Origin of the sequence: Acinetobacter junii CIP 64.5, from assembly GCF_000368765.1 — a bacterium.
Taxonomy (GTDB): Bacteria; Pseudomonadota; Gammaproteobacteria; order Pseudomonadales; family Moraxellaceae; genus Acinetobacter; species Acinetobacter junii.
Window position 1 is genome coordinate 90708 of record NZ_KB849659.1, and the last position, 24320, is coordinate 115027.

Sequence of the window (24320 nt, forward strand, 5' to 3'; positions counted from 1 at the left end):
ATGAATATCGCCTTTATCGGTCTTGGAAATATGGGTGGCAGAATGGCCCATAACCTGCTCAAAGCAGGACTTACAGTCTATGGTTATGATCTCAGTGAAGTGGCGAATCAGCACTTTGCTGAAGCGGGTGGTGTGGTCTGCGACAGTCCACAAGCAGCAGCCCAACAAGCAGATGTGGTGATCACCATGTTACCAGCAGCTAAGCATGTCAAAGAGGTTTACCTCGGTGAGGAGGGCGTGTTGGAAGTCTTGAAGGCAGGGGCATTGTGTATTGATAGCAGTACCATTGACCCGCAGACCATCAAAGATATCGCTGCGCTTGCGCAAACTAAAAATATTCACATCTGTGATGCGCCTGTGTCGGGTGGCACCATTGGCGCGCAAGCAGGTACTCTCACTTTTATGGTGGGTGCCAATGATCAGACCTTTGAGGAAGTCAAACCTGTGCTCAGCCACATAGGCAAGAATGTCATTCATTGTGGTGATGTTGGCGCAGGACAAATTGCCAAGATTTGCAATAACCTGATTCTTGGAATCTCGATGGCTGCTGTGGCAGAGGGCATGGCATTGGGTGCCAAATTGGGGATCGACCCACAAGCATTGGCAGGTGTTGTGAACACCTCAAGTGGTCGTTGCTGGAGTTCAGAGATTTGTAATCCGTGGCCACATATCAATGAAAATGCACCTGCTTCACGTGGCTATCAAGATGGTTTTGCGACACAACTGATGCTGAAAGATTTAGGTCTGGCAGTCGAGGCAGCAGGTCAGGTCAAACAGCCTATTTTGTTAGGTGGCATGGTACAGCAGATGTATCAGCAGATGTGTATGCGTGGAAATGCGCATTTGGATTTCTCCAGCATTATCCAGCAATACCTACCAGACCAAGTTTAAACATCAAGCCATTGGATGGCTTGTAAACCAATAAATGCAACTCTGTCGTAAATAACTACAAATCCAGACTGAGGGAATAGAGATGTTGAATTATAAAGATGTGGCAAATGCATTTGATTTTGAAAATACGGCTCAACACATGTTGTCAGGTTCGTTGGATGCACTCAATGCATGCTTTGAGTGTTGTGACCGACATGTAGATGGTGAAAAAGTTGCTTTGTACTGGCAAGGCAAAGATGGGCGTAAGGAACAATATACCTTTGCGCAATTCAAACAGTGGTCCAGTCAATTTGCTAATTTTCTAAAATCACAAGGTGTACAGGCAGGTGATCGTATTTCGGGTTTATTACCACGAACGCCTGAGCTGATCGTGACGATTTTAGCCGCATGGCGAATTGGAGCCGTATATCAACCGCTGTTTACTGCTTTTGGGCCAAAAGCGATTGAGCATCGTATTCAACTTGCACAAAGCAAATTAGTCGTCACGGATGTGGGTAATCGCAGCAAGCTCGATGAAGTTGAACAATGTCCAGCTATCGTGACCGTTGCTGATACAGAAGGTTCAGTGCTCAAAGCCAGCGATTTTAATTTTTGGCAGGAGCTGAATCAGCAGTCTGATCAATGTGAATTAGTCATGCGTAATTTGCATGATCCATTCTTATTGATGTTTATCTCAGGTACTACTGGACCTGCAAAACCGCTCGAAGTTCCACTAAAAGCCTTGATTGCATTTGGTCGCTATATGCAAGATGCGATTGGCTTAACTGAAGATGATGCTTTTTGGAATATTGCTGATCCGGGTTGGGCCTATGGTTTGTACTATGCGATTACGGGGCCGTTATTCTTGGGACATGCGACGTTGTTCTACGAGGGTGGATTTAGTACGGATAGTTTGTGTCAAATTGTCAAGGATTATCAAATCACCAATTTGGCAGGTGCACCAACGGCTTATCGTATGATGATGGCGGCTGATCCAGCACAAATGGCGCCGTTAAAAGGTCAGTTCCGTGTGGTCAGCAGTGCAGGTGAGCCACTGAATCCAGAAGTGATTCGCTGGTTCAAACAAGTTTTAGATGCGCCGATTTACGATCATTACGGACAAACTGAAGTGGGTATGGTGGTCTGTAACCATCACGGTTTAAGCCATGAAATACGTGCGGGTGCGGCAGGTTTTCCAAGTCCAGGTTATCGGGTTGCCGTGGTCAATGAACAAGGCGAAGAGCTTCCGCCAGACACCGCCGGAATTTTAGCGGTGGATATCAGCCAGTCACCAATGATGTGGTTTGGTGGTTATAAAGAAAGCCGTAAATCACCTTTTGTTGGCAATTATTACTTAACAGGCGATACCGCTGAGTTACATAGTGATGGCAGTATGAGTTTTGTAGGGCGTAGCGATGATGTGATCACCACATCTGGTTATCGCATCGGTCCATTTGATGTTGAAAGTGCTTTGCTTGAACATGATGCGGTAATTGAAGCCGCAGTGATTGGTGTGCCTGATCCAGATCGTACTGAACTGGTTAAAGCCTTTGTGATTTTAGCGGCAGGCGTGCAGTCTACGGTTGCTTTGGCAGAAGAATTAAGCCAATTTGTGAAAAAACGTCTTTCTGCACATGCATATCCACGTCTAGTGGAATTTGTCACCGAGTTGCCGAAGACGCCAAGTGGTAAAATCCAACGTTTTTTATTGCGTAATCAGGAAATTGCTAAGCAACAAGCAAAAGCAGGGTAAGGGAAATAACAATGCAATTTACCGAAGAACAATTGTTAATTCGTGATATGGCGAAAAGTTTCGCCCAAGAACAAATCAAACCGAATGCCAGTGATTGGGATCGAGATGGCACCTTTCCCAAAGCTGCGTTGGCGCAGATGGGGCAGCTTGGTTTTATGGGGATGCTCGTCCCAGAGCAATGGGGTGGGTCAGATACGGGAAATTTGGCCTATGTATTGGCACTCGAAGAAGTTGCAGCAGCAGATGGTGCGACCTCGACTATTATGAGCGTGCATAATTCGGTGGGCTGTGTACCTATTTTAAAGTTTGGTAATGACGAGCAAAAAGAACGCTTTTTAAAGCCCTTAGCCCAAGGTGAAATGATCGGAGCCTTTGCTTTAACCGAACCTCATACCGGTTCGGATGCTGCAGCTATCAAAACTCGCGCGGTTAAAGATGGTGATGATTATATTCTGAATGGTGCAAAGCAGTTTATTACTTCCGGTCATAATGCAGGGGTGATTATCGTCTTTGCCGTGACTGACCCAAGCGCAGGTAAAAAGGGTATTAGTGCCTTTCTCGTGCCACGTGATACACCCGGATATGAGGTCATTCGTGTCGAAGAAAAGTTAGGTTTACATGCTTCGGATACCTGTCAGATTGCTTTGACCGATGTACGTGTGCATAAAAGTTTGATGTTGGGTAAAGAAGGCGAGGGTCTGAAAATTGCACTTGCTAATTTAGAAGGTGGTCGTATCGGGATTGCAGCACAAGCAGTGGGTTTGGCGCGTGCAGCTTTAGAAGAAGCCACGCACTATGCCAAAGAACGTCTGACATTTGGTAAACCAATTTTCGAGCATCAAGCGATTGCCTTCCGCCTTGCCAGTATGGCAACAGAGATCGAAGCTGCACGACAACTGGTTCATTATGCTGCACGTCTCAAAGAAGCGGGTCAGCCTTGTTTGAATGAAGCATCGATGGCCAAATTATTTGCTTCTGAAATGTCAGAGCGTGTTTGTTCAAGTGCCTTACAGGTCTTTGGTGGTTATGGCTATCTGAAAGATTTTCCAATCGAGAGAATTTATCGTGATGCACGAATTTGTCAGATTTATGAAGGTACTAGCGATATTCAACGTTTAGTGATCGCACGTAGTCTATAAAACTCAAACAAGGATTGAATGATGCAGTGGCAAACTATTTTATTGGAAAAGCGTAATGGTGTTGGGTTAATTACTCTCAATCGTCCTAAAGCTTTAAATGCGCTTAACAGTGAATTGATCAGTGAAGTGAATCAAGCCCTCGACCAACTGGAAAAGGATGGTGAGATTGGTTGTATTGTGTTGGCAGGTTCAGAAAAAGCTTTTGCAGCAGGCGCGGATATTAAGGAAATGGCACAGCTGAATTTTCCTGATATTTATTTTGATGATTTTTTTCATCTTGCAGATCGTATTGCCCAACGCCGTAAACCTTTGATTGCTGCGGTGAGTGGCTATGCTTTGGGTGGTGGTTGTGAATTGGCACTGATGTGTGACTTTATCTACTGCGCTGAGAATGCCAAGTTCGGCTTACCGGAAGTGACTTTGGGCGTAATTCCGGGAATTGGTGGAACACAACGTTTAACTCATGCCATTGGTAAAGCTAAAGCCATGGAAATGTGCCTCACCGCACGACAAATGGGTGCAGTAGAAGCTGAGTTATGTGGTTTGGTTGCACGTGTATTCAACAAAGAAGACCTACTCGAACAAACCCTACAAGCCGCTGAACAAATTGCGACACGTTCTCTGACCGCAAACATGATGCTGAAAGAAACCATTAATCGAGCGTTTGAAGTCAATTTGACCGAAGGATTACGATTTGAACGACGCATGTTCCATTCTATTTTTGCCACTGCGGACCAAAAAGAAGGCATGCAAGCTTTTGTTGAAAAGCGGCAGGCAAATTTTAAAAATCAATAAGAGATCAATAAAATGAACAAAGAAAATCACTTAATGATTGAGCAACAAGGTGGTCTAGGCATGATCACCTTAGATCGAGTGACACATCTGAATGCATTATCACTAGAGATGATTGAGGGGATTCGAGCCCAACTTGAGCTTTGGCGAGATGATGCCGCTATCCAAGCGATTTTAATCAAATCGAACAGCCCGAAAGCCTTTTGTGCAGGAGGCGATATTCGCTATCTGTATGACAGTTATAAACTGGGCACGACCGATCATCAGGGGTATTTTAGTGCCGAATATAAGATGCTCACTACCATACGCGAGTACCATAAACCTGTCATCGTTCTGCTCGATGGTTATGTGCTTGGTGGTGGTTTTGGTTTAGCACAAGCCTGCCACATCATTGTGAGTAGTGAAAAATCACGCTTTGCCATGCCTGAAACAGCGATTGGTTTTTTCCCAGATGTCGGCGCTACTCATTTCCTATCGCGCTTGGATGACATAGGCGTGTATATGGCGATTACAGGTGAGCAAATCAGTAGCAGTGATGCTCTTTATTTGGATTTGATTGACTACCATGTTCCGAGCGAAAAATTACAAGCTTTGCAAGATGCCTTGGTTGCAGAAAACGATTTAAGTCAACAAAACATTGAATATATTGTGAGTTGCTTTATCACCCGCCCAGCAGAAAGTGAATTGAAACAGTATGCTGAAGCGATTCGTAAACATTTCGGTTTTCAACATTTGGATGAGATTGAGCAAAGTCTTGTAAATGAACAAGATGAGCAGTTAAAAGCATGGGCAAGCAAATTACTGCATCTACTGCAACAACGCTCATTCGTAGCAAAACAAACTAGCTTGAAACTACAACATCTTGGACGTGGGCTTTCCTTGCAGCAATGTATGCAACTAGAGCGTGATTTGCAGGATATTTGGTTTGAGCATGGAGACTTTATTGAAGGCGTGCGTGCACTGATTGTCGATAAAGACAAACAACCGCAATGGCAACAAGCCAATCCTGAACTAGAGCAAATATTAGAAAAGCTGAGCTAAGTACGGCTCATCCGATTGTTATCACAAAGGAGAAATACAAGCAGGACGTAGACTTTTGATCAAGCATGATCATCAGCATAAAAATTCAGAATAAAAATTTCCAAGAAAGGAAAATGAAGATGCAAACATTACATGGAAACGGTTCACATCCTAAAAAGTCATCACATCGTTTGGCAGGTATCTCCAGTATGGTGGGTACCACCATCGAGTGGTATGACTTTTTTATCTATGGTGCAGCGGCAGCACTGATTTTCAATAAATTATTTTTCCCTAATCTTGATCCACTGACAGGCGTACTCGCAGCATTTGGTACTTATGCAGTAGGCTTTATTGGACGACCTTTAGGTGGTTTAGTGTTTGGACATTTCGGCGACAAGATTGGTCGTAAGTCCATGTTGTTACTGACTTTGATGCTGATGGGTATTCCCACTGTATTGATTGGGCTGTTGCCTACTTATGAATCAATTGGCTATTGGGCTGCGATTTGCTTGGTGATCTTGCGTTTTATCCAAGGTATGGCTATGGGTGGAGAGTGGGGCGGTGCTGTGCTCATGGCAGTTGAACATGCACCTGAGGGCAAAAAAGGATTTTGGGGCAGTTTGCCTCAAGCCAGTACAGGTGGCGGTTTAATGCTGGCTTCAATTGCGCTCGGTTTAGTGTCCCTACTGCCTGAACCAGCGTTGTTTAGTTGGGGCTGGCGCATCCCTTTCCTCGCAAGTATCGTATTACTGGCTGTAGGATGGTATATCCGTGTCAAAGTACCTGAGTCACCTGACTTTGAGAAAGTCAAAGAGCAAGCTGAGAATATTAAAGTTCCTGCGTTACAGGTCTTCAAACAACATCCAAAACAGTTGATTACGATTATTGTGGCACGTGCTGCTGAAAACGCATGGTTTTATATTGCATCAACATTCACCTTGGCTTATACCACGACTCAACTTGGAATCCCTCGACAAGAGATTTTATTTGCCACCATTTGTGGTGCAGCAGTCATTCTATTTATGACCCCATTGTGTGGACATCTGTCCGATCGGGTTGGTCAACGCAACATGTTTATGTTTGGCTTATGCGTGTTGGCAGTATTTAGCTATCCATTCTTTAGTATGCTCAATACCAAAGACCCTGTACTGGTGTGGACTGCGATTGTATTGGCAATTGGTGTGGTGTTCCCGATTATGTATGCGCCGCAAGCACAATTATTCGCGCGTCAGTTCCCTGCTGAGATTCGTTATAGCGGTATCTCGATTTCAGTGCAGTTGGCTGGTGTATTGGGTGGTGGTATTGCACCGTTGATTGCAACCAAGTTGTTGAGTGTCGGTGGTGGCAATCCATATTTGATTATGATTTATATTGGTTCGATGGCGATGATAGCAATTATTGCGACAACTTTTATGCCGCGTGACCGAATTGCTCAAACTTATCAGCAATCAAATGAGCTAGATTTAAAAACGAAGATTACTGAACAATCCTAGTTTGCAAAATCCATAGATAAGAAAAAAGCCCTAATCTTTCGACTAGGGCCTTTTAAATTTGGAGCGGGAAACGAGACTCGAACTCGCGACCCCAACCTTGGCAAGGTTATGCTCTACCAACTGAGCTATTCCCGCATATTGAGCAGTTTTTACTAAAACTTACACTTAAAAAAACCAATCTGGAGCGGGAAACGAGACTCGAACTCGCGACCCCAACCTTGGCAAGGTTATGCTCTACCAACTGAGCTATTCCCGCGTGCCAGCTATAATACATTAAGCAAAACAAGGGTCAACAACTTTATGCAAAGTTTTTGCTTAATTGCATAAAATAAAAGCATTTATCTTGAAAATACCGAAAAACTCACCTTTAGAGGCGAAGTTTTAATCTATTTTGCCCAGATACTCTGCGTTTGTATCTCTGAAATCATCACAGACCTCATGCAAGTAGTTATGTATAATCAATGCACTATCTCAATCTGATTTACAGAGTGAATGATGAACTTAGAACAACAGTTAATTGAGCGCTTAAACACGTTAAACCCTACTCATCTTGAAGTTATCAATGAATCTTCAGGTCATGGTGGATACTTTCCAGGTAAAGAATCTCATTTTAAAGTTGTGGTGGTCAGTGAAGAGTTTCAAGGTTTACGTCTTGTACAGCGTCACCAGAAAATTTATGCGGTTGCTGCGGAATTGATGAGTCCTGGGAAAATTCACGCCTTAGCTATACATGCTTATATCACTTCAGAATGGCAAGGACAAGCACCAGCAAGTCCTGAATGTGCCCATGCACCAAAAAACTAGGAATCGACTATGGACGCGCATTTAATTACCAAAATTATCCATATGTCAGCGGTGAGTTTGCTCATTCTAGTATTTGTCGCTCGAGCAGCAACTTTGTTTATTGGATTGCGAGATAATCAACAGCCAAATACAAGCTCAAGTAAAGCGATCGTAGGGTTACAGCATTTATCGTTGACTTTAATTATTGTTACGGGTGCTGTGCTGGTTTATATGAAAAACTTCCAAGTCGAGCCGTGGTTCTATGCCAAAGTCATCCTATTTTTTGTACTCTGGTCTTCGATGATCAAAATGTATAAAAAAGATGATACGGTACTTTTGGTTCAACGTCGTGCTGGTTTATTGATCGGAACAGTGGCCTTAGTGGGTATTCTGGGCTTAGTTATGATCAAGCCAGTTTTTGCATGATTGTTTGACATTGTTTTAGTAATTGTTTTAGCACTAGGTTAAACTGCGTGCAGTTTACAAAAAATCTTGTAGAGGGAAATCATGTTAACTCGTGTGGTATTTAACCAAAAAGGTGGTGTGGGAAAATCAAGTATCACAGTCAATTTGGCAGCAATCAGTGCTAAACAAGGTCTAAGAACCTTAGTTATTGATCTTGATCCACAGGCAAATTCGAGCCAATACCTTTTGGGTGAAGATGCGACATATTCTGCTGATAAAACAGCATTAGAGCCAAACATTGAGAACTTCTTTGAAGATGTCTTAGGTACAACACAACAAAAAGGACTGATTGGTAATGCAATTGGTTCTATTTTGAAAGCCCCACGTGGTAAAGGGCTTGAAAGTTATGTACATCGTTCGTCATTTGAAAATTTAGATGTCATTCCTGCCAGTCCAAGTCTAGGTTCATTAGAACACGCATTAGAAAGCAAACATAAAATTTATAAATTACGTGATTCAATTCAATCGCTTAGTGCACGTTATGATCGTATTTTTATTGATACACCACCTGCATTCAATTTCTTTACTTTATCCGCATTAATTGCAGCAGATCGTGTATTAATTCCATTTGATTGTGATGTTTTCTCTAAACGTGCGTTACAAACTTTGATTGAAAATGTGATCGAAACCCAAGATGATCATAATGATCGCTTAGAGATTGAAGGTATTGTGGTCAATCAATATCAAGCTCAAGCAAAATTACCACGTGAAGTGGTTCAACAATTGAAAGATGATGGTTTGCCTGTACTTGAAAGTATGCTGCCGCCATCAGTTTTGATGAAAGAATCACATCAGAAGAATTTACCTTTGGTTCATCTCGCAGCTGAACATAAATTGACGCTTGCTTATGTCACTTTATTCAATGAGATTGAAGCAAAAAAATAAGAGAAGCTTATGAAGCGTTTATATTGGTTGCCAGTTTTGGCAACAACCTTATTTCTCGGTGCATGTGCATCGACGGTTAAACCTGCTTATGTATCTCCAACGCAATATCAGTCATTAAACTGTCAGCAACTACAAGCAGAATACAATCGTATTCAGCATTACATCGATAATGGGGTACAAACACCGAAGCGCACAGGCGTAGGGGTGGGAGTTGGACTTGGCGGTGGCTGGGGTAAAGGCGGTTGGGGCTTTGGGCCTTCGATCTCAGTCAATATGGGGCAGTCGATGAACACCAAAAATACTGAGCTTGCGAATGTACTGGGTCAACAAGATGCAATTGTTCAGGCTGCGAAGTTTAAAGGTTGCCCAATTATTGTCAAACAGCGTGCAAATTCTTAATCTTCATATGTGCATCACTGGTGTTTACGCTGGTGATGCTTAATTAAATTTTAGCAAAATGTTTCATTAAAAATATAAATATAACAATGTCTTAATTGATTCTATCTTCAATTTTCTTCATTTCAAATTGTTCATTTTTCCCATAAAACTTGTTTGTCGCAGCGAATTTCGTATAAGGTGGCGAGCATGTTTAGTCAGTTGGTATCTATATGATTGAGAGTTGGTTTTTTGTTTTGGCGATGATCGCAGTGTTACTCATTCCAGGGCCGACGAATGCTTTATTAGCCAGTTCAACACATCAACAAGGCGTGCTGAAAACGTTGTCATATATACCTGTAGAGTGGCTAGGTTATATCTATGGGATCGGATTGTGGGCGTTATTTATCCATCTTTTTGACCCAATTTGGCCTGCTTTAATCATCATTTTGCATGTTTGTAGTGTTGCCTATGTTTTATGGCTAGCATTTCATTTATGGAAAAGTTCACATCTTCAAAAATATAATCAGCATCATCAACAAATTAAAACTCCTCGACTATTTGTTTCAAGTCTAAAGAATCCTAAAACATTGTTATTGGCAGCAGGAATTTTCCCAAGAGAAACATGGGACTCCGTTGAAAATGCATTATTGGTTTTCGCAGTGTTTAGCTTAGTGTTAATACCAGTATCAATCTTTTGGATGATCTTTGGGCGTGCATTATTGGCTGGTAGTTTGGTAGGAATCAAAGCCGACCACTTGTACAAAGGATCGGCTATGTTATTGATTATTTGCACCTTACCAATGATTTTTCGTTTCTATTAATCAATGGGGCAGAGCATTATTTTGCTTTAATGCTTTGCATTTTCTGACGTAGAAAACCAATTACACCTGGTAAGATACTGATAATAATGATACCGAAAATTAAGTGCGTAAAATTATCTTTCACGATTGGCATATTTCCAAATAAATAACCCAAAGTAATGAATGATGCGATCCAACAGAATGCCCCCACCACGTTATAGGTCAGGAAGTATTTATAGTTCATGCTGCCTGTACCAGCTACAAATGGCGCGAAGGTACGTGCAAATGGCACGAAACGTGCGAAGATAATGGTTTTTCCACCATGACGCTCAAAAAATTCTTGAGTCTTAAACAAGTGCTGTTTATTGATGAAACGCAAGTTCATTTCAAATACACGAGGACCTATGTAACGTCCGATATGATAATTGACAGTGTCACCAAGAACTGCAGCGATAAACAACAAGACACCGAGAACCCAAGGATCCATTGCACCAGTTGATGCTGCTAGCGCACCTGCCGCGAATAACAAACTATCGCCTGGCAGAAATGGCATCACCACTAAACCCGTTTCGACAAAAATAATCAAAAAGAGAATGGCATAAATCCAGACACCATAATTCTTAATAAACTCTAAAAGGTGTTCGTCAACGTGCAGAATAAAATCAATGAGTTCCATGAAGGCTTTAACACTATAAATTTGAGCTAAATCCTAGCAGTGCGTCTGTCTAATGTCAGTAAGAAAAGCAAATTAATTAGTAACTTTACTTAATGATGCAAAGCATAACGAATTGCTGTTAAATTAGTCACTATTGTTCTTAAAATGGAACGATGTATTAATAAATATGATGTTTATTGCAAATAGGAAGATACATAAACTGGTGTTAAGTTAAAAAACAAACAGTGTGGAATTGATTATGTTTAATCCGAATGTTGTTATTTGGTTTTCAGGCACGCTTTGCAGCCTTTGGAATGGCTATTTTCAGCATTATCACTGCATTTATCTTCCACAGTGCCGATGATCAGGCACAACACATCAACTTTATGAAAAATCTGGCCATGTCAGGTGGCCTATTTTATTTAATACTGCATGGCGCAGGCCGTTTGAGCCTTGACCACGCAATTGAAAAGGTTGCCCATACCGATTAAATAACTTCAATTGATATAAAATCAACAGGGAGCCAATTGCTCCCTGTTTTTGCTGGTATGGATTTTAGATTTACAGCATAAAGTGGATTTGCATTTCCCCGACGAGGAAACCGAGCACAGCACCGACGATAATCAATGACCATTCATCTTCTTTGAATGCTGGACGTAACATACCTTCAAATTCTTCAGGGCTGAGGCGTTGCATACGATCAACTAAGGTATTACGAACATTCATTGCATCTTCAGCATAAGATTCAACATAACGCATCGTATCTGGCAGCTGTTTTAAAATACGCTCAGCAACTTCAGCTTTCAGGCTTTGATACTTCTCGCCGCCAATCGCGTACACCACCAATGGGCGAACAATACCTGCCTGTAAATCAATTTCTTGTTTTACATGGCGGCTGACCAGTTCAATTACCTTGTCTGAGTGAGTTCCTGAAAAAAGCTCTTCCATCATGTTACGAGAGGTGAGTAACTGTTTCGAGATTAATGCAGCGTAGTCCGCAGCCACTTCATTTTGACGTTTAATGAATAGTCCTTGCCATGTGTAACCCATGATTTTTTTCGGGTACAAAGGTCTAAACATCATTTGTAATGCGATCCAGTCACTAAAGAAACCGACAAAACCACCAAACATTGGAAGCATCCAAGGATATTTTCCTTGTGTCACAATCCAACAAAGCATTTGTACGACACCAATCGCGAATCCAAAAATAAAGCCGACATTACTAAAGAATTTAAATTCTTGTTTGCCGACTTTTTTAAAGATTTCATTGAGGAGGCGTTTATCTTTGAGTAGGTTGTTGACCACCATGTGCTTGATATCGAAGTACTTAGACACATCACGCTGTACTTCACTCATGATATGTTCAACGATTTCAGGTGCTTTGGTTTGGACACGTTTGATCAGTTTTTGACGAGCAAACTCTGGCATCCCTTCCCATAAACCAGGTTGGTATTGCTGAGCAACTTCACGAGTGATGTCTTCAGCGGCTGCCATGAGCGGTTTTTCAATTTCTTTTGCGATGCGTTTCGGATCGAGTCGTGCAAATATTTCTTCAGGTTTGATCAGTTTTGAGGTCATCAATTCAACGGCAGTGGTTGCCATTTTTTCAGCTTTGCGAGGAACGATACCTTGCCAGCCAATAGGAAGACCAAATAATCTTAACCCCTTAAACTCAAGTGGTGAGAACATCATTTGAATCGCAATCACTTTTGTTACATAGCCAATAATGCCACTAATAAAAGGGATTGAAATATATAACCAGAAATTCTGTTGAAAATCTGCAATCATTTCTTGAAACATTATTGTATTGGTCCTTCAAGTCCTAATTGTTGCCTTATGACAAGACAAGCCATAGATGATAATGAAATGTTTTAGGACATTGGTGGTACACCAATATCTTTAGATTCTTTTAATTTTTCCTTTTATCAAGGACATCGCATTCACATAAAAAGGAAACGATGAGATCTATTGAATACCTTTCCATGGTAATGCTTTTTTCAGTTCATCATCTTAGCACCAATTTTTGCTTTGTGTTGAGCAGAATTGGCAAGAATTGTTGATTTAACTCTCTAAAATAGGCAAAAAGTTGTGAAATTTTAGTTTAAATTTCAGCAGGGATTAGCAAGTAAAGCTAAAAAATAAGATAGATGATGAATTGCGATGCGCCAAAGCGTGAAAAATGTTAGAATGTGGCGCTTAATTCATTTGCCTTTATGATTATCCCATGACGACCAATACTCAAATTACTGAAGATCGTATCCTTATTTTGGATTTCGGCTCTCAATATAGTCAGCTCATTGCACGTCGTGTACGTGAAGCTGGTGTTTACTCTGAAATGTATGCCTTTGATATGTCTGAAGAAGACATCCGTGCTTTTAAGCCAAACGGTATCATTTTATCAGGTGGACCTGAGAGTGTGCATGAAGAGGGCAGCCCTCGCGCACCGCAAGTGGTGTTTGAATTAGGCGTTCCAGTATTGGGTATTTGCTATGGTTTACAAACCATGTCTGAACAGTTAGGCGGTAAAGTTGAGCCGGGTACTGTACATGAGTTTGGTTATGCCGAAGTTGATATCGTTAAACGTGACCAACTCATTGGCAACTTACAAGACCGCGAAAACCAACTACACGTTTGGATGAGCCACGGCGACAAAGTGAGCCAGATTCCAGAAGGTTTTACGATTACTGCAAGCACACCAAGCTGTCCAGTTGCTGCTGTAAGTGATGAAACACGCCGTTTTTACGGTGTTCAGTTCCACCCAGAAGTAACACACACGGCAAAAGGTGAAGAGCTACTTTCTAATTTCGTTCACAAAATTTGTGGATGTGGTGGCCTTTGGACACCTGAACACATCATCGATTTGCGTGTAGAGCAGTTACGTGAGCAAATTGGTAATGAGAAAGTACTTTTAGGTCTTTCTGGTGGTGTTGACTCATCTGTTGTTGCTGCGCTTTTACACAAAGCGATTGGTGATCAATTAACATGTGTATTTGTTGATAATGGTTTGCTTCGTTTAAACGAAGGTGACCAAGTGATGCAAATGTTTGCTGAAAACATGGGTATTCGTGTTATTCGTGCAGATGCAGAAGCGCGCTTCTTAAATGCTCTAGCTGGCGTTACCGATCCTGAAGCAAAGCGTAAAATTATTGGTCGCGAGTTTATTGAAGTATTTGCTGAAGAAGCACGTAAACTTGATGGCGTGAAATTCTTGGCGCAAGGTACAATTTACCCAGACGTAATTGAATCTGCTGCAAGCAAACAAGGTAAAGCACACGTTATTAAATCTCACCACAATGTGGGTGGTTTACCAGATGATTTAGCATTTGAATTGGTTGAACCTTTACGTGACTTGTTTAAAGATGAAGTACGTAAATTAGGTACTACACTTGGTTTACCGCACAGCATGATCTACCGTCATCCATTCCCGGGCCCAGGTTTAGGCGTTCGTATTTTGGGTGAAGTGAAAAAAGAATATGCAGATATTCTTCGTCTTGCTGATGATATCTTTATGCAAGAGCTTCGTGACAGCGGTTGGTATGATAAAACAGCTCAAGCATTTGCTGTCTTCCAACCTGTTAAATCAGTGGGTGTAGTCGGTGATGGCCGCCGTTATGCATGGGTGATTGCGCTTCGTGCAGTTGAAACAGTTGACTTTATGACAGCTCGTTTTGCACATTTACCATACGAATTGGTTGATAAAATCTCAACACGCATTATGAACGAAATTAAAGATGTATCACGTGTGGTATACGACGTGTCATCTAAACCACCAGCAACGATTGAGTGGGAATAATCAAATGAAAAGGCAGGATTAAATCCTGCCTTTTTTATATCTGTTTCTTCCGAAGGAGGTGAGAGTTGTCTGATTTCATTCAGTTAGAATATCTACAAGAAAAATTACAGCAACTTTTAGCGGAATCATTATTTGCAATCTATCTTTATGGTTCAGCTGTTGATGGTGGCTTAGGGCCAGAAAGTGACCTTGATGTTCTGGTCGTGGTTACTCAACCATTAACATCTGCTTTACGCGAGCAGCTTGCACGAGAATTACTAAAAATTTCACAGCCTGTTGGGGAATTACAAAGACCATTAGAAGTTACTATTTTATTAAAAGATGAGATTCAGTCTGGAAATTATCCTTTAAGTTATGAAATGCAGTTTGGTGAATGGCTACGTGAAGAACTTAAAGAAGGTGGAACATTAAGTTCGCAGAAAGACCCAGATATTAGTATATTGCTTAGAAAAGCGAGATCTCATCATACAGTTTTATTTGGTCCAGCTCTAAACCAATGGGCACCTGAAATTTCTGATCAAGAACTATGGCAAGCAATGTCTGATACTTATCCCGAAATTGTAGCTCATTGGGATGAGGATGCAGATGAAAGAAACCAGATTTTAGCTTTATGCCGGATCTATTTTAGTTTAGTCATGAAGGATATTGCTTCAAAAGGCAATGCAGCTCGATGGGTTATGCCTCAGCTTCCTCCTGAGCAGAAATTCGTATTGCAGCGGCTTATACAGGAATATAGAGGGGAAATCGGCAAGCAAAATTGGCAAGAGGAACATTATGCTTTGCAGCCTATTGTTAATTTTCTGAGTTCAAAAATTGAAGAGCAGTTTGAGCAGAAAAGAAATTTGATCACATAATAATTTTTTAGATTCTGGCTTTTTTTACCGACTTTACTAAACATACGGCTATATAAGAGTGCTTAAGCACTCTTTTTTTATTACTTAGTGTTTAAAGAAAATAATATTAATTTTAATAATTATCAAAGTAATAGGTTGGAGTTTATTACTTTTTCTTGATAAAAGATATATTAAGATATATCTTAATAGTTATAAATTGTGCGTATTAGAGAACCTCCAAAGATGAGACAACAATCACAACATCATTATGCTGAACATAATGACCATCATCACGGCCATCACCGTTCGGGGCGTCGTGGGAGACTTTTTGAAGCTGGACGTATGAAACTTTTAGTCCTTCATCTTATTCAGCAAAGTCCTAAGCATGGTTATGAAATTATTAAAGAAATAAGTGATTTGGTAGGCGATGGCTATACGCCAAGTGCAGGAACAATCTATCCGACTTTAACTAGCCTGGAAGAAATGAACCTCATTAACTTGCTAGATGTAGAGCGTAAACAATATCAAATTACGGAATTTGGGGAAGCTTATTTAAATGAACACCAAGACAAGCTAAGTGGGTTGTTAGAGAAATTGCGTTTGAGACGTGAAATTCACAGTAATGATCAATTAATCGAAATTCACCGTGCCATGGAAAACTTAAAAACAGCTTTACGTTTGAAATTGAATACCACTGAGTTGAAGCAAGAGCAGATCTATCAAATTGCTGAAAAAATTGATCAGGCTGCTGTTGCGATTGGGCGCCTATAGGTGGGTCTTAAACAGGTTGAAATTATCTAAAAACTATCAACTTTAATAGAGGGTTTATGTATGAAACAGCATCAATATCACGTTACGGTACAACATTTAAAAGATGCCAAAGGGGAAGTTTCTACTTATACGGAAAGGTTCGAGTTCTATACTGGTAATCATGACGATATTTTTGAGATTGTTGAAAAGTTAAAGAAAGCAGAATTTTTTGATGATCAAACCACAAAGTCTTTTGCAGTCGGTCTAAAGTTATTTAGTGAAGTCATGTTAGAGAATCGAGACCATCCATTGTTTCAAGAATTCTTGCCACAGTTTGGACAATTTATGAAAAATTTAAAACAACAAGTTAAGACCCAATCACCTTAAGTTGGCCATATCCCTTTAGATTTTCGATTATTAAAAATTGATTGTCTCATTCATAGCACCCTGTGTATTACTAAAAGACTATATTGAATAATGAGTGTATTGTTAAGATCAGTATAACGACTCATTGCACAAGCATAGGTAAAAGAGAGTAATATCATGAGCAATAATAACGATTACGATATTTCGGATTCAAAGGATTGCGAAAAATTTGCCAATCAATTTATTCAGGAATTTCCAATTCGCTCTGCCGAAATTGGACAGGGGACGGTGATTAAGCGGGCTTTACCTAGTCGACAAAAACGAATGATTGGGGCATGGTGCTTTTTAGATCATGCAGGACCAGTAACATTTCCTGCCGGCAATGGTTTGGATGTAGGACCTCATCCACATATTGGTTTGCAAACCTTCACTTGGATGATTGAAGGGACCATGATGCATACAGATAGTTTAGGGTCAAAGCAATTAATTCGTCCTAAACAAGTTAATTTAATGACAGCGGGACATGGTATTTCTCATACCGAGGTTGCACCTGATACTGAAACTCAAATGCATGCGGCACAGCTCTGGATCGCATTACCGGACCATAAGCGCAACATGGATCCGAAATTTGAACATTATCCCGATCTTCCTGTTGTTGAAAAAGACGGTCTGGAATTTACTGTACTGGTGGGTGAATATTTAGAGACGACTTCTCCAGTTGTGGTTCATACACCGTTAGTAGGGGTTGATCTCATTGCTACCCAAGATACTAAAACACGTATACCACTTAATCCAGCATTTGAATATGCTTTCATGGCGCTTGATGGCAAAGCTCGTGTGAACGGACATGAATTAACTGCTGATAATATGGTGGTTTTAGAAACAGGTTTGACGGAAATCGAAGTTGAAATCAAATCTGGTAATCGAGTGCTTCTCATTGGCGGTGAACCTTTTGAATCACCTATTTTGTTGTGGTGGAACTTCGTAGGACGCACGATGGAAGACTTGCAGCAAGCACGTGAAGACTGGATTAACCATGATGCACGCTTTGGTGAGATTCCAGATTATCAAGGCAAACGCTTGGAAGCACCAACGCTACCTGATCAAATGAGGGCTTCAAAATGAGTGTTATCGCAAGTGTAAAAGTTCTAACTTTACCTGAACCGTAGAAAGGGGAAGTGACTAGTGGAACGCATCAATTTTTGACAGATAAGCCTGAATCTTTCGGTGGACATGACACAGGTCCCGCACCATATGATTTTCTTACAGCTAGCCTAGCATCATGTACCATGATTACATTGCGCATGTATGCTCAACATAAAGAAATAGACTTAGGTGAGTTTACTGTTGAGGTGGATTTTCATACTAATCGTGAACAACAGGAGCGAATTAAACGTCGTGTCACCTTTAAGCAACCTGTTTCACCAGAGCTAAAAGAAAAACTTCTCAATGTCTGCAGCAAGACACCTGTCACTAAAACTTTGTTACGCAGTTTAGACATTCAGACCGTGATTCTTTAAGGCTTTAGTGCTATTGTGCTTGGGCAAAACATAATTCTAAACGCAACTGTTAGAGGGATAAAAAACAACAGTTGCGTAGCACAAGCAGGCACACAAAATGATTACCTTACATTATCTGCAATGCTCCCGTTCGTTTCGAATACTGTGGGCATTAGAGGAGCTTGGTGTGGACTACCAAGTAGAGTTTTATCAAAGGTCAGCCAGTTACGCAGCACCAGAAATCCTTAAAAACATACATCCTCTCGGCAAAGCACCTATCTTGGTAGATGATGGTGATGTGATTGTTGAATCGGCAGTGATTTTGGATTATTTGCAGCAACAATATGATCGACTTCAGCAGTTCAAACCCCAACAAGCGAAAGATCAAAGACAATATGACTATTGGATGCATTATGCGGAAGGGTCTTTGATGCCGCTTTTGGTGATGACTTTAGTCATGAACAATGTCAGTAAGCATGTACCGTGGGTGATTCGTCCAATTGCCGAGAAAATCACAGATGGCGTAAAAGGTGGTTTTATTCGTCCTCGTGTAAAAGAACATATTCTGTATTTAGAACAATATCTGTCTGAGCATGATTATTTTGCAGGTGAGTTTTCATTTGCTGATATTCAAATGGCGTTCCCATTGATTGCGTTACAAAAACGTCTACATGGGAAATACCCAAATATTCAAGCCTTTGTACAGCGAATACAAGAGCGCGCGGCATTTCAACGTGCTGAACAGAAAAGTTTAGAATCTGAGTGTGGCTAGTTCAAATCATCTTGCTTTAAATAAAAAAGGAACGATCAAGCGTTCCTTTTCTATTTGATATTTTGCCGATCAACGTTTGATGACAATCGAATCAATACCACTATTTTGAAGTGTTTGTTGTGCTGCTAAAGCGGCATCTTGGCTATCGTATGGTCCTGAAAAAACACGATACCATGTTTGACCATTTTCAACAGTTTTGACTACATCTGCCGATAAACCATTTAAAATAATTTCGGCACGTCGTGCATCGGCACTATCAGGATCTGGATAGCTTCTCACTTGTAAAATATAAGTGGCTTGAGCAGGAGCTGTTTGCTCACTTGGCGTAATTCCTCCTGACGCATCAGCGTTTGTCGTCTCTGCGGCTGGGGATTCAATAATCACGACATTACCTTGCTGTTTGGTTTCAGGAACAGCTTGTTCAGGAATTGGCGTGACTTGTTGTTGAGGGAGCAGATCATAGAAGCGATAGTCTTTGTTGGTATCTTCTTCTTGATAATGCTCTGATGTCACCTGGTTTTTAGCAGGTACAGGTTGCCATGGTTTCCATAGCATCAACATAACCGCAACACATAGAATCGCCAAAATGGCTACAAGCATACCGAGCCACTTGGGTATGAGTGGTTTTTTGGGTTTATTTGGTCGTTCAGATACACCACGTTGCGTTTTTCCAAACACCTGAAATTCCTCTTGATCCTATTATGTTATTTGTAACGTGAATCATTGAATAAACAAAGCATTATGTTCAAAAATAATGCGTTATTCACCTTATTATTTATCAGATAAAACCTAAGATAGTGTTTTTTTCTGTAAAGTGAATATGAATCTCTCATTTCTTAAACTTAAACGATATAAATAATAAAGCAAGCAAAGCGAACTTTGCTTGCATCTATTAATTATAACGTTGTTTAGATTACATTGAGTCTGGTGCAGATACGCCCAATAACTCTAAACCATTACGTAACACTTGCTGTACATTCGTTGAGAGCAGTAAGCGTGCTTGAGACAATGAGGTATTTGTTTCATCTACAAATTTCACACCATCTTGTGCATACCAACCATGGAATAGTGCAGCCAAATCTTTGAGATAGTTACCAATTTGATGTGGTTCGCAAACATTTGCAGCTCGTATAACAATTTCAGGATAAGCTGCTAATTTTGCAAGTATTTCTGTTTCTGTCTCTAAGGTTAATAGATCAGCAAACTGTCGTGCATTCGTAGCGTCAAATACAATGCCTTTTTCTTTAGCACGATTGACAATACTGTTTACACGCGCATGCGCATATTGGATGTAATACACCGCATTGTCTTTGCTTTGCGAAACCGCGAGGTCTAAGTCAAAATCAATGTGTTGCTCAGATTTACGCATCACGTAATAGAAGCGTGCCGCATCATTACCAACTTCTTTACGTAGATCACGCAATGTGACGAACTGACCTGAACGAGATGACATTTGTACCATCTCACCGCCACGCCACAAACTCACGAACTGAACTAAAAGTACAGTCAATTTCTTCGAGTCATAGCCCATCGCGTCAATTGCTGCTTTGACACGTGAGATATAACCATGATGGTCTGAACCCCAAATATCAATTAAGTCAGTATAACCACGTTGTAATTTATTCAAATGATAAGCAATGTCGGATGCAAAATAAGTGGTTTGACCGTTACGACGTTTCACAACACGATCTTTTTCATCACCAAATTCAGTTGATTTAAACCAGATATTGCCATCTTTTTCGTATAGGAAACCGCGTTGATCAAGTGTTGCAAGTGCTTCATCAATTTTATCAGCCAATGATGCTTCACTAAACCATTGATCAAAGGTCACACCAAAGTCTGCGAGGTCGTCTTTAATATCATCTAAAATGGCAAGCAAAGCCGCTTGGTGGAAAACGCGATAGCCTTCACCTAAATGTTTTTGAGAATTCGAAATTAAACCATCAATATGCTTTTCTTTATCCCCAGAGAGCACAACTTTGTTGCCATCAGCGTCTAATTCTTCTGCATATTGAACGTCTTCTGGTACATCTTTGTAGATATCTGCAACTGGACGAACATAAGCATCACCATCTTGATCAATGATGCTTTGTGCGATTTCTTTCACGTAGTCGCCTTGGTAGGCATTCTTAGGGAAAACAAGAGTTTGACCTGTTAACTCTAAATAGCGCAAATAAGTAGAAGTCGCCAAAATATCCATTTGACGGCCAGCATCATTTACATAATATTCGCGATCAACTTTAGCACCTGTCGCTTCAAGCAAGTTTGCAACAGTCATACCATAAGCAGCCCCGCGGCCATGACCTACGTGTAGGCTAGACGTCGGGTTTGCAGAAACGAATTCAACTTGAATCTTTTTAGCTGCATTTGATTGGCTACGACCAAAGCTTTCTTTTTGAGCCTGAATCTGGTCAAGAATTGCAAAACGTTGATCTGCATTTAAAAAGAAATTGATAAAACCAGGACCTGCGATTTCAGCTTTGCTGATGTCTGCAACTTCTGGTAGCGCTGCGAGAATTTTCTCAGCTAAATCGCGTGGTTTCATACCAGCGGCTTTAGAGCCGATCATGGCAATATTAGAAGCAAAGTCGCCATGGCTTCGGTCTTTGGTGCGCGTTAAATTGCTTGAATTATTCCAATCCGAAGGAAGCACACCTTCTTGCTGAAGGGTTTGCACTGCATGGTCGAGAGCTGCTTGTATTGCCGTATTCATATCAATCGAAAATAGATGTCGCAGAAAAACGTCAAATATAGCAAATTTCCTATAAGTTAGGGGAGTGCATTTAACGCTTTCATTTAATTTCTTTCATGAAGTTGCCGAGAACTATTTTTTTCGTAAATATTAAAAAATAAAATTAGTAAAATTCTAAAAACAAGTAAATTCAAGCTTTCTATGCAATATTTTTGAAATTATAAGATAGTAAAACACTTGGTATTTTTTATAAAAATGTAAGACAGGGCAAAAATATAAGATTCTAAGCCAGATATAGAGTTAAGAAAGAATAGATTTAAAAAGATGAAAAATGTAAGTAATTAATTTTTAATATTAATTTTGTTATATGTTTTTTCTAAATAGTATTCAATTTCAATATCACAGTTTAAAATACCTATTTTGTATTAAATAGTCTTAAGCTTACGCATACAACGAGCTTTAGAGAGTGCTGAAACTGTACTTTTCTGAGTTCTAAGCTGGAAAATGAGATAGGCAATGATATCAGGTCACCCAAGTAAACATCCCCTTTATATCCCTTATGCAGGCTATACACTTTTAGAGTTACCCCTTTTGAATAAAGGGTCCGCTTTCACTCAAGAAGAAAGAAGTAACTTTAACTTACACGGGTTACTTCCACATATTATTGAAACTATCGAAGAGCAAAGCCAACGCTCTTATCAGCAATATTGTGCTTTCAATGATGATATTAATAAGCACATCTATTTACGTAATATCCAAGATACCAACGAAACTCTGTTCTACCACTTAATTGAAAATCATCTTGAAGAGATGATGCCAATTATTTACACGCCAACTGTGGGTGAGGCATGTCAACGTTTCTCTGATATCTATCGCCGTCATCGTGGTGTTTTCATTTCATATCCAGATCGTGATGTGATTGATGATATTTTGCAAAACGTTAATAAAAATAATGTCAAAGTCATCGTGATTACAGATGGTGAACGTATTTTAGGTCTTGGTGACCAAGGCATTGGTGGCATGGGTATTCCAATTGGGAAACTTTCGCTGTATACCGCATGTGGTGGTATTAGCCCTGCTTACACATTGCCAATCACAATCGATGTAGGGACGAATAACCCTCAATTATTAAATGACCCAATCTACATGGGATGGCGTCAACCACGTATTAGTGGTGATGAGTATTATGACTTTGTAGATATGGTGATTGAAGCTGTAAAGCATCGTTGGCCAAAAGCGCTCATCCAGTTTGAAGATTTCGCACAAAAAAATGCGATGCCACTTTTAGAAAAATATCGCGATAAAATTTGTTGTTTCAATGATGATATTCAAGGAACAGCAGCGGTTTCTGTTGGTAGTTTAATTGCTGCAAGCCGTGCAGCAGGTAAACAATTAAAAGACCAAACAATTGCTTTCTTAGGTGCAGGTTCGGCTGGTTGTGGTATTGCAGAGCAAATCGTTGCACAAATGGTTTCAGAAGGTCTAACCGATGCTGAAGCACGTGCTCGTGTTTACATGGTAGATCGTTTTGGTTTGATCACTGAAAATCAGCCAAACCTATTAGACTTCCAACGTAAGTTAGCTCAAAAAGCTGAAGTAGTAGACCAATGGGGCAATATTGAAGAAGTGATTTCACTGCTTGATGTTGTTAAAAATGCCAAGCCTACAGTATTAATCGGTGTTTCTGGTCAGCCGGGCCTATTTACTGAAGAAATCATTAAGACCATGGCTGCCAATTGTGAACGACCAATTGTGATGCCGTTATCTAACCCGACTTCGCGTGTAGAAGCAGTACCGGCGGATATTGTGGAATGGACTGAAGGTAAAGCATTAATTGCAACGGGTAGCCCATTTGCACCTGTAAATCATCACGGCAAGCTTTATAATATTTCGCAGTGCAATAACTCATACATCTTCCCTGGTATTGGTTTAGGTGTAGTAGCATCAGGCGCTAAACGCGTTACAGAAAACATGCTCATGGCTTCAAGTAGTGCTTTAGCAGACTGTTCACCGTTGCTGAAAGATCCACAAGCGGATTTATTGCCACCTTTAGGTGAAATTCAACAAGTGTCTAAAGTAATTGCATTTGAAGTGGCAAAAGCTGCAATGGCAGATGGTGTGGCTGTAACCATTAGTGATGATTTATTGCAGCAAAAAATAGAAGAATCTTTCTGGCATCCTGAATATCGTCGATATAAACGAATTCCGTTTTAAATAAAAAGGAGCGTTACGCCACTACTGTCCCACAAATATCACAAGAAGAACCTCAATTGAGGTTCTTCTTGTTTTCGCCATTTTTTATCAGGCACAAAGAGTGACCTTAAAAGTTTCCTTTCAAATAAATTGATCTGAATAATTCTCAGTAAACGCTGAACACTCCATCCTTCTTGTGCCATGTGTTTAGCGAAGTTCACCAGCAAATAGGCAATTAATGCAATCCATATTTGCGTTTGTATCGCATTGCGGCTTCGACCTAGAAATGACTTCAGTTTTAAATTCTGCTTGATGGCTTTAAAGAATAACTCAATCTTCCAGCGGTCTTTATAAATTGCAGCAATGGTGGATGCTGCCAGATGAAAGTT

The 24320-nt window shown here is 40.5% G+C and carries 24 protein-coding genes, 2 tRNA genes and 1 pseudogene; 20 read left to right on the forward strand and 7 right to left on the reverse strand.

Annotated elements, in window-relative coordinates; all coding sequences use genetic code 11:
* From mmsB to F948_RS15480, 6 genes are all read left to right on the forward strand, one after another.
* Window positions 1–891 (forward strand): 3-hydroxyisobutyrate dehydrogenase, encoded by an 891-nt coding sequence (gene mmsB, locus F948_RS15455; protein WP_004967005.1) that lies wholly within the window; start codon window positions 1–3, stop codon window positions 889–891.
* Between the two features lie 82 nt (window positions 892–973).
* On the forward strand, window positions 974–2623 hold the full coding sequence (locus F948_RS15460) for an AMP-binding protein (RefSeq protein ID WP_004967008.1): 1650 nt from the start codon (window positions 974–976) through the stop codon (window positions 2621–2623).
* 11 nt (window positions 2624–2634) lie between these two features.
* Complete coding sequence (locus tag F948_RS15465) at window positions 2635–3762, forward strand: acyl-CoA dehydrogenase family protein (RefSeq protein ID WP_004956740.1); 1128 nt, start codon at window positions 2635–2637, stop codon at window positions 3760–3762.
* A gap of 21 nt (window positions 3763–3783) precedes the next feature.
* Complete coding sequence (locus F948_RS15470) at window positions 3784–4557, forward strand: enoyl-CoA hydratase (RefSeq protein ID WP_004967010.1); 774 nt, start codon at window positions 3784–3786, stop codon at window positions 4555–4557.
* 12 nt (window positions 4558–4569) lie between these two features.
* Entirely contained in the window at window positions 4570–5595 is a 1026-nt protein-coding gene (locus F948_RS15475; RefSeq protein WP_004967012.1) for an enoyl-CoA hydratase/isomerase family protein, read from the forward strand.
* 119 nt (window positions 5596–5714) lie between these two features.
* Entirely contained in the window at window positions 5715–7067 is a 1353-nt protein-coding gene (locus F948_RS15480) for an MFS transporter (protein WP_004967014.1), read from the forward strand.
* A 59-nt stretch (window positions 7068–7126) separates the two neighbouring features.
* Here F948_RS15480 and F948_RS15485 read toward each other — a convergent pair.
* Window positions 7127–7202: transfer RNA gene (locus F948_RS15485), tRNA-Gly, on the reverse strand.
* 45 nt (window positions 7203–7247) lie between these two features.
* Window positions 7248–7323: transfer RNA gene (locus F948_RS15490), tRNA-Gly, on the reverse strand.
* A 239-nt stretch (window positions 7324–7562) separates the two neighbouring features.
* Between F948_RS15490 and F948_RS15495 the strand changes: the two genes are divergently transcribed.
* The 5 genes from F948_RS15495 (at window position 7563) to F948_RS15515 (ending at window position 10399) form a co-directional block, all read left to right on the forward strand.
* Window positions 7563–7871 carry a BolA family protein gene (locus F948_RS15495; protein ID WP_004967016.1) on the forward strand — a complete coding sequence of 103 codons (309 nt, stop codon included), beginning with the start codon at window positions 7563–7565 and terminating at the stop codon, window positions 7869–7871.
* 9 nt (window positions 7872–7880) lie between these two features.
* Complete coding sequence (locus tag F948_RS15500; protein WP_004905615.1) at window positions 7881–8276, forward strand: SirB2 family protein; 396 nt, start codon at window positions 7881–7883, stop codon at window positions 8274–8276.
* Between the two features lie 81 nt (window positions 8277–8357).
* A complete protein-coding gene (locus F948_RS15505) occupies window positions 8358–9200 on the forward strand; it encodes a ParA family protein (RefSeq protein ID WP_004905614.1) in 843 nt (280 codons plus the stop codon).
* A 9-nt stretch (window positions 9201–9209) separates the two neighbouring features.
* Entirely contained in the window at window positions 9210–9599 is a 390-nt protein-coding gene (locus F948_RS15510) for a hypothetical protein (protein WP_004956592.1), read from the forward strand.
* Between the two features lie 209 nt (window positions 9600–9808).
* Window positions 9809–10399, forward strand: coding sequence for a LysE family translocator (locus F948_RS15515; RefSeq protein WP_004967017.1), 591 nt, complete (start codon window positions 9809–9811; stop codon window positions 10397–10399).
* A 16-nt stretch (window positions 10400–10415) separates the two neighbouring features.
* Here the strand turns inward: F948_RS15515 and F948_RS15520 are convergent, their stop codons facing one another.
* Window positions 10416–11054 (reverse strand): DedA family protein, encoded by a 639-nt coding sequence (locus F948_RS15520; RefSeq protein ID WP_004905607.1) that lies wholly within the window; start codon window positions 11052–11054, stop codon window positions 10416–10418.
* A gap of 254 nt (window positions 11055–11308) precedes the next feature.
* Here F948_RS15520 and F948_RS15525 point away from each other — a divergent pair.
* A pseudogene (locus F948_RS15525) lies at window positions 11309–11524 on the forward strand (DoxX family protein); the annotation flags it as partial.
* 70 nt (window positions 11525–11594) lie between these two features.
* Here the strand turns inward: F948_RS15525 and F948_RS15530 are convergent.
* Window positions 11595–12821 carry a DUF445 family protein gene (locus F948_RS15530; protein WP_171053841.1) on the reverse strand — a complete coding sequence of 409 codons (1227 nt, stop codon included), beginning with the start codon at window positions 12819–12821 and terminating at the stop codon, window positions 11595–11597.
* Between the two features lie 436 nt (window positions 12822–13257).
* On the opposite strand from F948_RS15530, the gene guaA reads away from it, so the two are divergent.
* The 7 genes from guaA to F948_RS15565 all read left to right on the forward strand — a co-directional run bounded on the left by guaA (window position 13258) and on the right by F948_RS15565 (window position 19046).
* Entirely contained in the window at window positions 13258–14826 is a 1569-nt protein-coding gene (guaA, locus tag F948_RS15535; RefSeq protein ID WP_000210750.1) for a glutamine-hydrolyzing GMP synthase, read from the forward strand.
* Window positions 14827–14891: 65 nt separating this feature from the next.
* Entirely contained in the window at window positions 14892–15680 is a 789-nt protein-coding gene (gene ant(3'')-IIa, locus F948_RS15540; protein ID WP_001279068.1) for an aminoglycoside nucleotidyltransferase ANT(3'')-IIa, read from the forward strand.
* Between the two features lie 222 nt (window positions 15681–15902).
* Window positions 15903–16430 (forward strand): PadR family transcriptional regulator, encoded by a 528-nt coding sequence (locus F948_RS15545; RefSeq protein WP_001249795.1) that lies wholly within the window; start codon window positions 15903–15905, stop codon window positions 16428–16430.
* 60 nt (window positions 16431–16490) lie between these two features.
* A complete protein-coding gene (locus F948_RS15550) occupies window positions 16491–16796 on the forward strand; it encodes a DUF3861 domain-containing protein (RefSeq protein WP_004967019.1) in 306 nt (101 codons plus the stop codon).
* A 156-nt stretch (window positions 16797–16952) separates the two neighbouring features.
* Window positions 16953–17900 (forward strand): pirin family protein, encoded by a 948-nt coding sequence (locus F948_RS15555; protein WP_004967022.1) that lies wholly within the window; start codon window positions 16953–16955, stop codon window positions 17898–17900.
* 53 nt (window positions 17901–17953) lie between these two features.
* Window positions 17954–18295, forward strand: a complete 342-nt coding sequence (locus F948_RS15560; RefSeq protein WP_004967025.1) for an OsmC family protein — start codon at window positions 17954–17956, stop codon at window positions 18293–18295.
* A 97-nt stretch (window positions 18296–18392) separates the two neighbouring features.
* Entirely contained in the window at window positions 18393–19046 is a 654-nt protein-coding gene (locus F948_RS15565; RefSeq protein WP_004905585.1) for a glutathione S-transferase family protein, read from the forward strand.
* 69 nt (window positions 19047–19115) lie between these two features.
* On the opposite strand, the gene F948_RS15570 is transcribed toward F948_RS15565, so the two are convergent.
* The gene (locus tag F948_RS15570) at window positions 19116–19724 is read right to left on the reverse strand and encodes an SPOR domain-containing protein (RefSeq protein WP_004905581.1); all 609 of its coding nucleotides are present in this window, start codon (window positions 19722–19724) and stop codon (window positions 19116–19118) included.
* Window positions 19725–19959: 235 nt separating this feature from the next.
* Entirely contained in the window at window positions 19960–21759 is a 1800-nt protein-coding gene (gene argS / locus F948_RS15575; RefSeq protein WP_004967027.1) for an arginine--tRNA ligase, read from the reverse strand.
* A gap of 495 nt (window positions 21760–22254) precedes the next feature.
* On the opposite strand from argS, the gene F948_RS15580 reads away from it, so the two are divergent.
* Window positions 22255–23952, forward strand: a complete 1698-nt coding sequence (locus F948_RS15580; RefSeq protein ID WP_004967029.1) for an NAD-dependent malic enzyme — start codon at window positions 22255–22257, stop codon at window positions 23950–23952.
* 38 nt (window positions 23953–23990) lie between these two features.
* Here the strand turns inward: F948_RS15580 and F948_RS15585 are convergent.
* The coding region (locus F948_RS15585; RefSeq protein ID WP_004967033.1) for an IS4 family transposase at window positions 23991–24320 on the reverse strand (330 nt) is incomplete at its 5' end.